General features: G+C 45.0%; 12 protein-coding genes. 6 read left to right on the top strand and 6 right to left on the bottom strand.

Annotated elements, in window-relative coordinates; all coding sequences use genetic code 11:
* Nucleotides 1-15: 15 nt before the first annotated feature.
* The 5 genes from R7E51_RS02315 to R7E51_RS02295 all read left to right on the top strand — a co-directional run bounded on the left by R7E51_RS02315 (nucleotide 16) and on the right by R7E51_RS02295 (nucleotide 4,648).
* The gene (locus tag R7E51_RS02315) at nucleotides 16-942 is read left to right on the top strand and encodes a metal ABC transporter solute-binding protein, Zn/Mn family (RefSeq protein WP_206957412.1); all 927 of its coding nucleotides are present in this window, start codon (nucleotides 16-18) and stop codon (nucleotides 940-942) included.
* The gene (locus tag R7E51_RS02310; RefSeq protein WP_206957414.1) at nucleotides 942-1,670 is read left to right on the top strand and encodes a metal ABC transporter ATP-binding protein; all 729 of its coding nucleotides are present in this window, start codon (nucleotides 942-944) and stop codon (nucleotides 1,668-1,670) included. Before R7E51_RS02315 ends, R7E51_RS02310 begins: the two co-directional genes overlap by 1 nt.
* Complete coding sequence (locus R7E51_RS02305; protein ID WP_005374244.1) at nucleotides 1,670-2,545, top strand: metal ABC transporter permease; 876 nt, start codon at nucleotides 1,670-1,672, stop codon at nucleotides 2,543-2,545. Before R7E51_RS02310 ends, R7E51_RS02305 begins: the two co-directional genes overlap by 1 nt.
* 22 nt (nucleotides 2,546-2,567) lie before the next feature.
* Entirely contained in the window at nucleotides 2,568-3,437 is an 870-nt protein-coding gene (locus R7E51_RS02300; protein WP_053307119.1) for a metal ABC transporter solute-binding protein, Zn/Mn family, read from the top strand.
* 215 nt (nucleotides 3,438-3,652) lie between these two features.
* Nucleotides 3,653-4,648 (top strand): porin, encoded by a 996-nt coding sequence (locus tag R7E51_RS02295; RefSeq protein WP_017635534.1) that lies wholly within the window; start codon nucleotides 3,653-3,655, stop codon nucleotides 4,646-4,648.
* Nucleotides 4,649-4,866: 218 nt separating this feature from the next.
* Here R7E51_RS02295 and R7E51_RS02290 read toward each other — a convergent pair whose 3' ends face one another.
* The 4 genes from R7E51_RS02290 to speA all read right to left on the bottom strand — a co-directional run bounded on the left by R7E51_RS02290 (nucleotide 4,867) and on the right by speA (nucleotide 11,791).
* Nucleotides 4,867-7,032, bottom strand: a complete 2,166-nt coding sequence (locus R7E51_RS02290) for a S9 family peptidase (RefSeq protein WP_206957417.1) — start codon at nucleotides 7,030-7,032, stop codon at nucleotides 4,867-4,869.
* A gap of 311 nt (nucleotides 7,033-7,343) precedes the next feature.
* Nucleotides 7,344-8,549, bottom strand: a complete 1,206-nt coding sequence (gene emrD, locus R7E51_RS02285; RefSeq protein ID WP_005374234.1) for a multidrug efflux MFS transporter EmrD — start codon at nucleotides 8,547-8,549, stop codon at nucleotides 7,344-7,346.
* Nucleotides 8,550-8,958: 409 nt separating this feature from the next.
* Nucleotides 8,959-9,879, bottom strand: coding sequence for an agmatinase (speB, locus tag R7E51_RS02280; protein ID WP_005374233.1), 921 nt, complete (start codon nucleotides 9,877-9,879; stop codon nucleotides 8,959-8,961).
* Between the two features lies 1 nt (nucleotide 9,880).
* Complete coding sequence (gene speA / locus R7E51_RS02275; protein ID WP_033906546.1) at nucleotides 9,881-11,791, bottom strand: arginine decarboxylase; 1,911 nt, start codon at nucleotides 11,789-11,791, stop codon at nucleotides 9,881-9,883.
* 323 nt (nucleotides 11,792-12,114) lie between these two features.
* Between speA and R7E51_RS02270 the strand changes: the two genes are divergently transcribed.
* On the top strand, nucleotides 12,115-12,840 hold the full coding sequence (locus tag R7E51_RS02270; RefSeq protein ID WP_206957492.1) for an MBL fold metallo-hydrolase: 726 nt from the start codon (nucleotides 12,115-12,117) through the stop codon (nucleotides 12,838-12,840).
* A gap of 66 nt (nucleotides 12,841-12,906) precedes the next feature.
* On the opposite strand, the gene R7E51_RS02265 is transcribed toward R7E51_RS02270, so the two are convergent.
* Together R7E51_RS02265 and rimK are read right to left on the bottom strand one after the other, a co-directional pair.
* Nucleotides 12,907-13,335, bottom strand: a complete 429-nt coding sequence (locus R7E51_RS02265) for an ATP-dependent zinc protease family protein (protein ID WP_005374226.1) — start codon at nucleotides 13,333-13,335, stop codon at nucleotides 12,907-12,909.
* 65 nt (nucleotides 13,336-13,400) lie between these two features.
* Nucleotides 13,401-14,306 (bottom strand): 30S ribosomal protein S6--L-glutamate ligase, encoded by a 906-nt coding sequence (gene rimK / locus R7E51_RS02260; protein WP_005374224.1) that lies wholly within the window; start codon nucleotides 14,304-14,306, stop codon nucleotides 13,401-13,403.
* Nucleotides 14,307-14,578 lie beyond the last annotated feature (272 nt).

The raw sequence follows: 14,578 nt of genomic DNA, 5'->3' as shown, positions 1-14,578 counted from the left end.
TAATTGATAAGTACTATGATCAAACGCTCTCTTTTACGTCGTATTCTTACAGCCACCGCGTTATTGGCGGTGTCTTCTACAGGCTTTGCTGCCGAAAAACTCAGTATTGGTATTACGCTACAACCTTATTACAGCTATGTTAAAGCTGTTGTTGATGACAAGGCGAACATCATTCCTTTGGTTGATGCTGGTTTTAATCCTCACAACTATTTACCACAACCTAATGATCTTAAACGCTTAAATGAAATGGACGTAATAGTGATCAATGGTATTGGTCATGACGATTTTGCACTGAAAGTGATCAAGGCTTCTCAGCGTGATGATCTCGTGGTTATCGAAGCGAACAAAGAAGTGCCTTTATTGCCCGCTATGGGGCAGTCTGTTGGTCAAGGAGCAGTGAACCCTCACACCTTTGTCGGTCTATCAACAACCATTCAAAAGGTTTACACCATCGCGAGTGAGCTAAGCCAATTGGACCCAGACAATGCTGCGTTCTATCGCCAAAATGCCCGTAAATACGCGAAAACATTTCGCCTGATGAAGCGTGATGCAATGTTGTCTCTTGGTGAGTTGGACACGGCTGGTATGAAGGTGGCGACAACCCACAATGCTTACGGATATATCCTTCAGGAGTTTGGTGTTGACGTTGCCGCTGTCATTGAGCCTGCTCATGGTGTAGAACCAAGTGCAAGTCAGCTACAGGAAACGATAGAGAAAATTCGTGAATCGGGCATTGATGTTCTGTTTTATGAGCTCAATATGCCGAATCGCTTTGTTGATACCATCGAAGAGGCGACTGGGGTGCAGCTTTATCGCTTTTCTCACATGACTCACGGTGAGTATGAGGCCGATAAAGTCGAGGTTGAGATGCGAGATAATGTGGAAACACTAATCGAAGCCATGAAATTTGTGGCGAGTAAGCGAGCAGGGGAAAAGGCGTAATGACTGGACCTTCCGTTTCCTTAAGTAACGTGGGCCTAAAATACGCCGACAATATCATTTTGCAGAACATCAGCGTCGAATTCGAGAACGCGAAATGTCACGTGATTATGGGACCGAACGGTGGTGGTAAAACCTCTTTGCTTCGTTCGGTACTTGGACTCACGCCATTTTCGGGAAACATAGCGCTCAATTGGCCAGAACCATCAGCTGCATCGGGGAAGATAGGGTATGTGCCACAAAAAGCGATGTTTGAAGCAAGCCTCCCGTTAACCGTGATGGATTTTGTACTGCTTAACCAAACTCGTATCCCTCTATTTTGGCGACGTAAAACGAAACAAACTCAACATGCCCTGGCCCAGCTGGATCGCGTGGGTATGGCAACGCGTAGCGACCGTCGTATGGGGCAACTCTCTGGCGGTGAGCAACAGCGTGTTTTGTTTGCGCAAGCTTTACTGGATGAGCCCAATTTATTGGTTTTAGACGAACCTACAACTGGCATGGATGAGCAAGGTGTTCGATATCTTGAAGGTTTGATTCATGAAGTCGTTGGAGAAGGCAAAACGGTGCTGGCAGTACATCATGACGTGACCGCCGTGCGCCGTTTAGATGCGCAGGTCCATGTCGTAAATCGTCAAATTGTGGCGTCAGGTCACCATTCAGATGTGCTAAGCCCTGATCGTATAGAAACATTATTCAAGCACTACACAGCAAAAGTGGAGGCTGCATAATGGATTGGTTGCGAGAGTTAGCGGTTAGCGGCGTTGAAGCTGGATGGTTAAGCGATAGCTTTTCTTATGCCTTCATGGTAAACGCAATTGTGGCAGCGCTGATATTAGGACCATTACTTGGTGGTCTTGGTACATTAGTCATCGCCAAGCGACTGGCTTTTTTCTCTGAAGCGGTTGGGCATGCTGCGCTTACCGGAATCGCGATTGGTGTGTTGCTCGGTGAGCCGCCAGAGAATCCGATCATCGGATTGTTTAGCTTTTGTATGATTTTTGCGCTGTTGCTTCACTTTGTTCGTAATCGTACGAATGTACCTTACGACACACTGGTTGGGGTTTTTCTTGCATTAGCGTTAGCGGTTGGTGCTGCGCTGTTAATGTACGTTGCTCGTAAGATCAACATTCACATGTTGGAGAACGTGTTGTTTGGCTCGATCTTGACTGTGACGGACAACGATATCCTTATTTTAGCGATCAGTTGTTTGATCATATTACTGCTTCTTATTCCAACGTTTAACCGCATTTTGCTAACTTGTATCAGCCCGGATATTGCACGTGTACGCGGCTTTAATACCAGCTTTTATGATTACTTGTTTGTCATGATGATCACCTTGGTCACCATCGCCGCGGTAAAGATTATTGGCGCGGTATTGGTTGGTGCATTGCTACTGATTCCTGGTGCAACGGCTCGGTTATTGACTAAACGCATGGGCAGTTTTGTTCTCCTTTCTTCTTTATTGGCAACCATTGCGTGTTTAATAGGAACCATACTGCCGATGGAGCTTGAGCTACCAGTGCCATCAGGCGCATCCATCATCATTGTTTCTGCGGCATTTTTCCTAACAGCAACGGTTTACCGAATTATCCAAAAAGCGTAACTCTTTTTATAAAGTAATGAACATGAAGATAAAAAAATTAGCGATAACTTTTGGTTTGGTTATAGCGACGACACTTCCATCGTTGGCAAGCGCCAAAGACATTTTAACCAGCACTCCCGTCACGTACATGTTGTCTGAGCAACTCATGAAAGGTACAGGGATAGAGACTCAGTATCTGCCTCCAAAGCGTTACGGCGTTGAGCGTCTTGAGAACTGGTTCGCAAATAAAGGTACAGAGCAAGTTAAGCAAGCGGGTCAAGCCGCGACGGTTGCTGTTACTCTTGGTGCGATTTGGAAACAAGACCCGACTTATGTTTACGCTCGACAGGGCAACATTCACTTGATTGAAATCGATGCATCGCAGGCCATTTCTCCTAGAGCTCAAGGAGTTGCAGTACTGACATTGGAAAACGGGTCAACATCGAAGTACGCATGGCTGAACCCTACAAACTTAATCCGAATGGCGGGCATTGTTGGAGAGGATCTACAACGTGTATATCCTGAACACCAAAAGGCTATTCAAACGAATCAACAGGCTCTTATGCTCAATGTGCGTGAACTGATCAACCAACAACAGGCAGAGATCTTCGATAAAGGCATCGATTCAGTGGTACTGATGAGTGAGTCATTAGAGGACTTTGCCTCTGGCAACCAATTGTTTGTGGTTGGGCGCGAATTTAAGCCGGAACTCGAGTGGACAGAAGAAGACAAATTATCTTTAAAAGCTCAGTTTGAACAAGATAAAACGCTATGGTTAGTGACGGATAAACGACCGTCGAAAACCTTGACATCGCTTATTAAACCGAGCCGCATACTGCAAATTGATGTTATTGACCGCTGGGGCAGTAAGGGTATCAAAACTGAGAAGCCACTCGCACGTTGGGAGATGTGACACGTAAAAAGCCACAGATTTTATGATGGGGAATGAAAAGTTCCCTATTTTTTTGTGACTCAGTTCAAAATGTGAGCATTAATACCACTGGTTGCATAAGAAAGTGTTTGTTTCATTTCTATTTCATTACTACTTTGTTATGTGTTCGTTGCGATTGATTCGGATTTAATCTGTTTCTAAGCGAACCGGTACAAACAACTATACGGATGTTAACAATGAAAATGAAAACTCTAGCCGTTGCAGTGGCGGCACTAGCATGTGGTTCACAGGCCTTCGCAGCAGAAGTTTACAACAGCGATGGTACATCTTTATCGATCGGCGGTCACGTTTCAGTTGGCGTGGGTGAGTATTTCGAAGAAGATGTAAAAGTTCACCAAGTGTCTCCACGTATTAACGTTGCGGGTAAGAAAGACATTGGCAACGGTATTACTATCGACGCTAAAGGTGAATGGGCGCTTAACTACCTAAACGGTGGCGAGCAATCGTTCAAAACTCGTCTAGGTTACATCGGTGCTACTCATGAGCAGTTTGGCCGTTTAGTAGCAGGTACTCAATGGTCACCTTACTACGATGTCGCTGGCGTTGCGGATCTACCAATCGCGTTTGCGAACGACTTTTTGTACGACAACCACGGCAACCTAGGCTCAGCTCGTGCTGATAAAATGCTTAGCTACCGTAAAGGTTTTGAATTTGGTGAAGGTTTTGCTTTCAACCTAGGTCTAGGTTGGCAAGGTGAGCAAACTTCAGATGCAACAACATACGAGCAACGTGGTCAAGTTGCATTGAGCGGTTCTGTAGCTGGCTTTGGTCTAGGCTACGTATACAGCGGTGGTGATGTTAAAAACGCGACTCTAGGTACTAAGAACGCTGAATCACACCTATTCTCTGTAAACTACGGTCAGTACGGTTCAGGTCTATACGCAGCAGTAGTATACGGTATGAACGAGTACTTCTACCAAATGCGTAAAGACACTTCTCAACTTGAAGCTCTTTTGGCATACGGCGTAAACGATTGGACATTCAGCGTTAACTACGAAGGCGTAGAAGACGAAGAAGACAATAAGACAGTTTCAAGCGAAACTGCGCTACAAGCAGAGTACGCTGTAACTCCTGCTTTCGTAACGTTTGCAGCTTACCAGTTTGATCTAGGTAACGACTACAACAATGAAGAGAACGACTACTGGACTCTAGGTGCTCGTTACTACTTCTAATAAATAGGCCAGTTTCTACTGCCTAAACACATTTATTGTGTTAACGCCTACTCGTTGTGAGTAGGCGTTTTTCTTTCTGCTATCCTTTGGCTATAAGAGACGCTAGTCATTCTGTGCTTAGGTAACCCCACTCTTTGTTTAGAGAGTGCGTCTATAAAAAATGCCCGCAACTTGCGGGCATTTTTGTTGTTAGAAGAGATGCAGTTCTATTAATACGCTTATTTTTTATCGAGTAAATCGAGGAAGAAGGCATACTCTAGCGCATCTTCTTTTAAGCGCTTAAATCGACCAGATGCGCCGCCGTGTCCGGCTTCCATATCGGTTTTGAATAACAAGACGTTATCGTCTGTCTTCATTTCACGAAGTTTGGCGACCCACTTCATTGGTTCAAAGTACTGTACTTGAGAGTCGTGCAAGCCAGTCGTTACTAACATGTTCGGGTAGTTTTGCGCCTTGATGTTGTCGTAAGGCGAGTAACTCAACATATAGTCATAGTATGTTTTGTTATTTGGGTTACCCCATTCATCATACTCATTGGTGGTCAATGGAATCGATTCATCGAGCATGGTGGTTACCACGTCCACAAACGGAACATGTGCACCGATACCGCGGTACAGTTCTGGTGCTTGGTTGATGATAGCCCCCATTAAGAGACCTCCTGCAGAGCCACCAACAGCGAAGACTTTATCTTTCGCGCCGTAGCCTTGTTCAACCAAACCTTTAGTAACATCAATAAAGTCGTTGAATGTGTTTTGCTTGGTTAGTTTTTTACCGTCTTCATACCAAGGGCGGCCAAGCATTTCAGATCCACGAATATGAGCAATGGCGTAAACAAAGCCGCGATCCAATAGACTCAAACGTGTCGAGCGGAAAGTTGGCTCAATGGTTGCGCCATAAGATCCATAACCATATTGGTAGAGTGGATTCGTACCATCTTTCTTAAATAAGTCTTTACGATACACCAAAGAAACGGGTACTTCTTTACCGTCACGGGCTGTGACCATGATGCGTTCTGATTGGTAATTGTCAGGATTAAAATCACCAAGTACAGGTGTTTGCTTCATGATTTCTGACCCGCCCGTTTTTAGATCGAAATCGTAGTAGGTTCCTGGAGTGGTTAAACTGCTGTAATAAATACGAACTTTCTCGTTATCCAGCTCTAGGTTACCTGTCAAATAGGCAGCAAACGCATCGTCATTAAATGTGAGGGGGAATTCTTTTCCTGTTGAAAGCTGACGTACAGTGACGCTTGCTAGGCCGTTAGAGCGCTGCTCATAGACGATGTGATCATCGAATAACTCGAAGTCGACAAGTTGAGTGTTGTCGTCTGCGGCAATCACATCTTGCCATTTAGAGCGGTCATGCATGTCATTTTGATGAACTTTCATCAAACGGAAGTTGACGGCTTGATAGTTAGTATAAATGTAGTACCAATCGCCTAGCTTAGAAATACTGTATTCAATGCCATCTTCACGAGGATAGAACGGTTTCGCCTTTGCTTTAGGGTTGTTCGCATCAATGATAGAGACCCCACTGGTTTCTGTACTCGAATGCCAGATATAAATATCTTCGCCATCTTTGCTTTTGCTTAGTGAGGTGTAATAGGCGCTGTCGGTTTCCTCAAAAATCAGCTCATCGCTGCTTTGTGGTGTGCCCAATACATGACGATAAACTTGGTAGCCCAATAAGGTCTGTGGATCTTTTTTGATGTAGTAAAAGGCGTTGTTATCGTTCTGCCATGCGACAGCGCTTGAGGCCCCTTCGATTTCATCTTGTAGGTAATTGCCTGTTGTCAGGTCTTTGATCTTAAGGGTGTACACGCGGCGGCTTAATGTGTCTTCGCCATACGCCAATAAGTTTTCATTCGGACTAACGTATAGGCCGCCGATACTGAAAAATTCATGTTCTTTTGCTAGTTCATTGACATCTAAAATGATTTGTTTGTCTTTGCCTGCAAAGTCTTTAGCTCGCAAATGGACTTCGTACTCGTTATCTCCGGTCACTTCACTGGAGTAGAAGTAGTTGCCTTTACGAACCGGTACTGAGTTGTCGTCTTTTGCGACGCGCCCTTTAATTTCTTCAAATAGCGTATCTTGAAGTGTTTCAGTGTGATTTAGAACGGTTTCTGCGTACTGATTTTCTTTCTCTAGGTGCTGTAAAATTTCAGGGTCTTTACGTTCGTCGTCACGCATCCAGTAGTAGTTATCAACGCGGGTATCGCCATGAATAGTCATCGCGTGAGGGACTTTTTTCGCAACCGGAGCTTGAGTTTGTTGAGCAACGATCTGTGTTTGGGAGTATTGAGTCATGCTGGGGATTCCTTGATTGCTGCATCCGGCGACAAGCGCGACCGAGACGGCCAACGTAGCTAAAGTGAAACGCATCTGATTTTATCCTTATTGTACACCCAAGTGGCCTCATCCTGAGGGCTGGGCTTTCATTTTGTCAGTGGTTTTCAGTTGTCCATTCTTTGTTATGGGGTATACCGAAAAAGTGAGAATCCTCAATATTTCCGAGTTGGATACTCAATTTGAAGGGAGCTGAAAACACATTGTGTAAGCAGCTGTTATTTTTAACAAATATCAATTCGAAAGTTAAATCATTCTCATCGGGAAATCGATATAGTGTGATATGAAAAAAGGGACACACTTGTTGAGTGTGTCCCTTTTGGATTTTGAAAGTAAGCTGATAATGATCAGATAACTTGCGGTACTTCGTTTGAGTGATTGTGTGCTCGATTCACCCACATTAGCCCAAGCATTGCAATTACCGACATTGCCATCATCAAAATGCCCAAAGGCATCTGGTTATGCGCTGGAAATAGTGACGCGAGCAAAGTTGCGACACCTGCCCCCAAGTTTTGCATACCACCCAATGTCGCGCCTGCTGTTCCTGCATGGTATGGGAATGGCGCAATCGCTCCAGTTGTTGCTGCTGGGAAGAGAATGCCCGCACCCAAAAAGTACACGGTTGCGCCTCCAACTAGCGTTAATGCCGTGGTTAAACCAAACAAGCCTGGGATGAGCACAATAGCAGAGCCTACAAAAATAGAGACCAAGCCTACGTTTAAAGCACGACGCTCAGAGCGACGTCTTGCGATGTAGCTAGATAAGCCTGCGCCCACCAAGTAACCTGGGATCGGCAATATAAACAGCAAACTTACCGTTGTTGCAGGTAATTCTAATACCCCACCCAACAACACCCCAGCCGCTGCTTCGAATACACCCACACCAGCGAATGTTGCAACCAGGCAAATCAAAAAGCCTTGAAAGCGACGGTCAGACAAAACGTGTTTGTAGCTTTTGGCTACTGGTTCGAATTTGCGTTTCTCTTTTGGTAGCGTCTCCATCATGCTTGTCATCATGGTGATCACAACCGCGATAGCAAATAGCGCTAAGAACAAGTAGCTCGACCGCCATCCGAAAGCTTCTGTTAGGTAACCGCCTAATACTGGTGCCATTAATGGTGAGAAAATCACACACATGCTAATTAAGCTGTTTGCTCTGTGTAGATCAGAGCCTTCAAAGCAATCGCGAGTCAGAGTGCGTGACATCGCACCGCCGCAGCCAATACCTAAGCCTTGGATAAAGCTACCAATCAAGAACCATTCAAATTGATGTGCAAATAATGCTACCAGTGTACCCGCGATGTAGATAAGCAGCCCGACGATGATGATCGGTTTGCGTCCCAAGCGGTCCGATAGTGTGCCATACGCAAATTGCGACAAGCCATATGGGATTAGGTAACAAGCCATCACAGCTTGAAGTGATGACGCAGATACCAAAAACTCGCCCGCCATATGACCGATTGAAGGCACGTACATTGTCTGGGTCATTTGACCCACGGCAGTCAATATAGCGATTAAAAAGGTAAGTTTCGCTAATGGAAACGAAGCAGACATTTGCGTATCTCTCCAAAAAATTTAAGACGTAAAAACCCTTAGCGCTCTTTTACAGAGTGCCAACTGACTTCTTGTGTTGCGGGGGTATTTGCGCGAGATAATAGTGCTTGCTTGTATAATTAGCAATCGAAAAGTGTGAAGTTGAGCAAGATAAAAATCTATGATTTCAATTAGAAAAACTAATCCGATTTTGTTTTCAAAAAGCGGTGCATTTCTTTGTCTAATTACGTTAAATCTTTTACTTTTCGTGAATAGAATGAGCCTTATAGGTAACTGGTTTTAATGGTTAAAGTGCAAAAATAAAGCGTCTGATCGGTTGATCTGAGTTCAAGATGAAACGAGTGAATAAAAGGTAGAGGAAGGCATCAGAAAGAAAAGGGAGCCGAAGCTCCCTTAGAAATGATTATGTCTATTCGCGCTCAGATGCGTATGCGTAAAGCATTTCTAGTGCGATGGTTGCTCCCGCTAGTGCGGTAACATCACTGTGGTCGTATGGAGGCGATACTTCGACAACATCCATACCCACGATATTCATGCCGGCTAAACCACGAATAATTTTCAGCGCTTTGTCTGAGTTCAAGCCACCACAAACTGGTGTACCAGTTCCCGGTGCGAAGGCCGGGTCTAAGCAGTCGATGTCAAAAGTGACATATACTGGCTTGTCTGCGACGGTGCGACGAATTTCTTCTAGGATCTCGTTCACCGACATGTCATTCGCTTGCATCGCATTAATCACATTGAAGCCGTGATCTTGCTGTTTGTACTCCGTACGAATGCCGATTTGTATTGAGTTCTTCGCTGAGATCAAACCTTCTTTCGGCGCATGGTAGAACATCGTACCGTGGTCGTATGAACTGCCATTTGCATAGGTGTCCGTATGAGCATCAAAGTGAATCAAAGCCATTTGGCCATGATGCTTCGCATAGGCACGTAGGATAGGTAGCGTGATGAAGTGGTCACCGCCCAATCCCAACATGGTTTTACCACTTTTTAGAATTTCACTGGTTGCCGCTTCAAGGCGGTAAGTAAAATCTTCCGCATCACCGCAATCGAACACGAGATCACCTGCGTCGATCACTTTCAGTTTATCCAATACGTTGAAGCTCCACGGGAACTTCTTACCTTCCCATGCCAAGTTGACTGAGGCACGGCGAATTGCATCTGGACCCATACGCGCACCTGGACGACCAGATGTTGCCATGTCCAGAGGGACTCCCAACACCACAACGTCTGCGTCTGCCGATACCGGGTTACGAATGTACGGCAGACGTAAAAACGACATAGAGTTGGAGTAAAGCGAATAATCAGTTTTAGTAAACAAATCATTCATATCAGAAGTCCTCTAAATAGGTGTATCCTGCTAGACCTTGTTCTAGTTCTGCTAGGATTTGTGCTTGTTCATTGGCTTCAACTCGCTGTGAAACCAATTGTTTATAATTGTCACGAATCGCATCCACGTCGATATGAACGTAGCGCATCATGTCTTCTACACTATCACCTTCGTTGATGTAACTGATCTCAAATTGACCATGTTCATCAACATTGACTACAGCACTGTGGGTATCACCAAATAGGTTGTGCATGTCACCAAGGATTTCTTGGTATGCGCCTACTAGGAAAAAGCCCATTAGGTACGGTTTGTCTTTGCTCCAAGCTGGTACAGGTAGCGTGCTCTCGATGCCTTGACCATCAACGTAGTGATCGATCGCGCCATCAGAGTCACATGTGATGTCCAACATCACTGCACGACGCTCTTCCGCCTCGCCAAGACCAGAAAGTGGCAGAACAGGGAACACCTGATCAATACCCCAAGCATCTGGTAGAGATTGGAAGAGAGAAAAGTTCACGAAGAACTTATCCGCAAGACGTTCGCTCAACTCGTCCAGAATCGGACGGTGGAAGCGATTCTTAGTGCTCATCTTGCGGCTTAATTCGAAGTAAATGCGCAGTGACAATTGTTCTGCCCACGCACGTTGTTCCAAGTTAAGCACACCTGTAGCAAATTGAGAGTGCACTTCTGCCAAATCACTTTGGGTATCATTGTAAATCTCAATTAACGCACGAGCGTCTGTACCATCTTGCAAGTTTTCCCAGTTTCGCCACATGTTTTGTAGCAAAAGCGGAGCGTCATCATCAAGCTCATGTACTTCTTCCGGTAGGTACGACTCGGTACCAATTACGTTAGAAATCAACACAGCGTGGTGCGCTGTTAGCGAGCGACCCGATTCCGAAATGATCACTGGCATTGGTTGTTCGTATTGCAGACACACATCGCCCACTGTGTTGACGATATTACGTGCGTATTCTGCAAGGCCGTAGTTCATCGAATTCGATGATTGGCTGCGTGTGCCGTCATAATCCACTGCCAAGCCGCCGCCCACATCGAAGTACTCGATGTTTGCACCGAGTGCGCGTAGTTCGCAGTAGAAACGTGCAGACTCGTTCACACCATTGCGTACATCACGGATGTTTGCCATCTGTGAACCAAGGTGGAAGTGAACCAGTTGCATCGCGTCTAGGTTGCCTTCGCGTTTAAGACGTTCAATAACGCTAAGCACTTGCGATGCTGATAAACCAAACTTCGATTTTTCACCGCCACTTGCTTGCCATTTCCCTGCGCCTTGAGAGGCGAGGCGAATGCGTAAACCAAGGCGCGGTTTTACGCCCAAACTTTTCGCTTCTTCTAGTACCAGATCCAGCTCAGAAAGCTTCTCTAGTACGATGAATACCTTGTGACCCAGCTTTTCACCGATCAGTGCAAGACGCACATACTCACGGTCTTTGTAGCCATTACACACGATCACGGAGCTACCTTGTTGAGCCAATGCAAGTACCGCCAACAATTCTGGCTTGCTACCCGCTTCAAGACCAAGCTGCTTGGTTTCTAGTTGAGCTTGGCTCGCTAGAATTTCATCCACCACTTCACGTTGTTGGTTTACTTTAATTGGGTACACCAACAAGTATTTGTTTGGATATTGGTATTCTTCAATTGCTTGGTTGAATGCGTGGCAAATACCATGCACACGTTGGTGCACGATTTGCGGGAAGCGTACTAATACAGGCAGATTTAACTGCTTCGCTTCTAGCTCATTTACAATAGCGCTGAAAGGGATTTGATGTGCACGATCACTACGTGGTGATACATATACTTCGCCTTGGTCATCAATGCCGTAGAAACCTTGGCTCCAGTAGTGAACGTTGTAGTCCGCGCGGATGCGGTCTAATTTAGTTGCTTTTTCCAACTCGATTCTCACAAAAATGTACTTAACTCCTTAATTAATTAGAAGGAAAAGTACAAAAAAGCAAATCATGAGGCATTTACCTCATACCCTGACACGAACTCCGTGTGCGCGCATTAACGGATAAAAGGGCCCTTGAGTCTAATGATTAAAATCTATCATCTCGATTATGATTTGTTGTCGTCGCTACGTGTGAATATTTGTTTACCGAAGCGTCCATTCTGCTGTTATAGTTGGTCTGACCAGTAAGGATTCGGTCATGAAGCATCTCACTAAAATAAGGACATATTTTGCAGCTGCACAGAATTCAGGGGTACATTCAGACCATGTATCTCGCCGAATATCCCGATAAATTATTGTTGCTTGATGGTGCCAGTCGAGCAGACATCCCTCATCTTAAAGACTTTATTGAACATCAACTCCATCGTCCTTTTTCAGACCTAAAGTTGGTTGTTGTGACCCACATGCATCCAGACCATGCTGGTGGTGCGCACAAACTACGTGATTTAACAGGATGCAAGCTATTGGCCGCAAAGCGAGAGAACCAGTGGTATAGCGGTGTAGACGGTTGGCTAATGCATTTGACCGATTTGATGTTAGCACGCTGGATGGCGAATCGGATGCGTAAACCAAAGCAAAACCTGTGGTATTCCCGCAAGCTAAAGCCAGATATTGAACTTATTGATGGACAGTTTATTCCTGGATTTGATGATTGGCAGGTGCTAGAAACGCTAGGGCATACCGACCGAGATCTGTCGGTTTATCATTCTGAACAAGATGTGTTGTATGTGGCGGATTTAATTGTGCAGGTGAAAAAGCATCTGATTGCGCCGTTTCCCATATTTCATCCGAATCAATATCGGCAATCATTAAAGCGTGTGTTTGAGATGAATCCGCAATGTTTGCTTTTGGCACATGGGGGAGAGGTGACTTTGGATGAAAAAGCGTATCAGCACATTTTGAATACAGCGCCGACTAAGCCAATGACGCACTGGCGAGTGACAAAAGTTAAAGCGAAGGGATTGTTGTTTGCGTTATTTCGTAGGAAGTAGGCGAGGATAAAGCCAGACGAGTGATGCTCAACAAAAACGTTCGATCACTCATCTGAAGCTACGGGGTTAAGAGGCCAATAAGTGAGATTGGCTAGGATCAACGAGCACTTTGTCTGCCATGCCCTGACGACCTAACAACATCATGTAAGTCATTTTTTCACGGTTAGTCAACGTAATGTCGATTGGCCATTGTTGGTCGCCCATACGCAGTATCGTTGTGATCACGCAGCGGTGCTCAAAAGTACCGTTAGAAGATTTAACCTTACGGTTTGCTTTTAGTTTCGCTGTGCAGCGAACCACTTGTTCTAAATGGTATACATCTGGGTGTAGATCGAATGCAACATAAGACTGACCATCTTTTTCAAAGCAATCAATATTGTCTACATGTAATGAAGAGGTTTGAGCGCCTGTATCAATACGCGCTTCAAGGTGAGTAATCCCTAACTCTGGCAAGCAAATAGCTTCGGCATTCCCAATGATCATTTTCTGATTCATAGTGTCATCCTAGCGACGAGTAACAAGAGAGCCGATTTTTGGCTCTCTTGTGCGTTAAACAAAAATCAACCTTTACCGCGAGTACGGTTTGAATTTGGCTTAGCGTTTTTCTCGATAAAATCGAAGATCATACCTGCAATGTTTTTACCCGTTGCTAGTTCGATGCCTTCTAGACCAGGGGAAGAGTTCACTTCCATTACCACTGGGCCATTTTTAGATTGAAGGATATCCACACCACAAAGGTTCAAGCCCATCACTTTCGCTGCATTTACAGCGGTCGCACGCTCTTCTTTGCTCAAACGCACGAGTTGTGCAGAGCCACCACGGTGAAGGTTGGAACGGAACTCGCCTTCTTTTGCTTGGCGCTTCATTGCGGCAATCACCTTATTTCCGACAACAAAACAACGGATGTCCGCGCCTTTTGCTTCTTCGATAAATTCTTGCACCATGATGTTAGCTTTCAAACCCATGAAAGCTTCAATCACGCTTTCTGCCGCTTTATTTGTTTCAGCAAGTACAACACCAATGCCTTGAGTGCCTTCTAGCAATTTAATCACTAGAGGTGCGCCACCAACGTTTTTGATCACGTCCTGAATGTTGTCAGGATGGTGAGCAAAGCCAGTGCGTGGCAAACCGATGCCTTTACGTGATAGCAGTTGTAATGAGCGCAACTTGTCACGAGAGCGGCTGATCGCGACAGATTCGTTGACACAAAATGTACCCATCATTTCAAACTGACGTACAACAGCAGTGCCGTAAAACGTAATAGATGCCCCAATACGTGGAATAACAGCATCGTATTGCGGTAATTCTTCACCCTTGTAGCGGATCTTAGGGTTGTTGCTCGTAATGTCCATATAACAGTGAAGCGTGTCGATCACATCGATTTGATGCCCACGTTCTTCACCCGCCTGTTTTAGGCGCATGGTTGAATATAAATTCTCATTACGAGAGAGAATAGCAATACGCATGGCAATTCCTTAGTAAGTCAGTACCAAATTAAAATATAAGTATAGAGCATAGAATGCAGTAGGCAGGTGATCATGTTATGACATAACCTACTTACTTCAACGATTTAGAATTGTGGTTGAACAACCACGTCGTCAGAGGTGCGCACCTTAGGGCGTTTTTTTGTGAGATGAAAACGAAAAAGCATCGTCGACACGACAAAAATATTTTATCGAACGCTCACGCCTTGCGGTATGAGACTGTCAAGGGTGAGATAAATAAAATTGAGCAAAAA

The sequence above is a fragment of the Vibrio sp. Vb1166 genome (genome assembly GCF_033338695.1).
In the GTDB taxonomy this organism is placed as follows: Bacteria; Pseudomonadota; Gammaproteobacteria; order Enterobacterales; family Vibrionaceae; genus Vibrio; species Vibrio alginolyticus.
Note: the sequence above shows the minus strand (reverse complement) of the source record. Positions and strands in the feature narration are given on the sequence as shown.

Bases quoted from the DNA above. Each gene is read 5' to 3' on its own strand.
- rimK (WP_005374224.1), bottom strand. From the start codon at position 14,306: ATGCGTATTGCTATTCTCTCTCGTAATGAGAATTTATATTCAACCATG.
- R7E51_RS02315 (WP_206957412.1), top strand. From the start codon at position 16: ATGATCAAACGCTCTCTTTTACGTCGTATTCTTACAGCCACCGCGTTA.
- R7E51_RS02300 (WP_053307119.1), top strand. From the start codon at position 2,568: ATGAAGATAAAAAAATTAGCGATAACTTTTGGTTTGGTTATAGCGACG.
- R7E51_RS02305 (WP_005374244.1), top strand. From the start codon at position 1,670: ATGGATTGGTTGCGAGAGTTAGCGGTTAGCGGCGTTGAAGCTGGATGG.
- R7E51_RS02295 (WP_017635534.1), top strand. From the start codon at position 3,653: ATGAAAATGAAAACTCTAGCCGTTGCAGTGGCGGCACTAGCATGTGGT.
- R7E51_RS02310 (WP_206957414.1), top strand. From the start codon at position 942: ATGACTGGACCTTCCGTTTCCTTAAGTAACGTGGGCCTAAAATACGCC.
- speB (WP_005374233.1), bottom strand. From the start codon at position 9,879: ATGAATGATTTGTTTACTAAAACTGATTATTCGCTTTACTCCAACTCT.
- R7E51_RS02290 (WP_206957417.1), bottom strand. From the start codon at position 7,032: ATGCGTTTCACTTTAGCTACGTTGGCCGTCTCGGTCGCGCTTGTCGCC.
- R7E51_RS02265 (WP_005374226.1), bottom strand. From the start codon at position 13,335: ATGAATCAGAAAATGATCATTGGGAATGCCGAAGCTATTTGCTTGCCA.
- R7E51_RS02270 (WP_206957492.1), top strand. From the start codon at position 12,115: ATGTATCTCGCCGAATATCCCGATAAATTATTGTTGCTTGATGGTGCC.
- emrD (WP_005374234.1), bottom strand. From the start codon at position 8,549: ATGTCTGCTTCGTTTCCATTAGCGAAACTTACCTTTTTAATCGCTATA.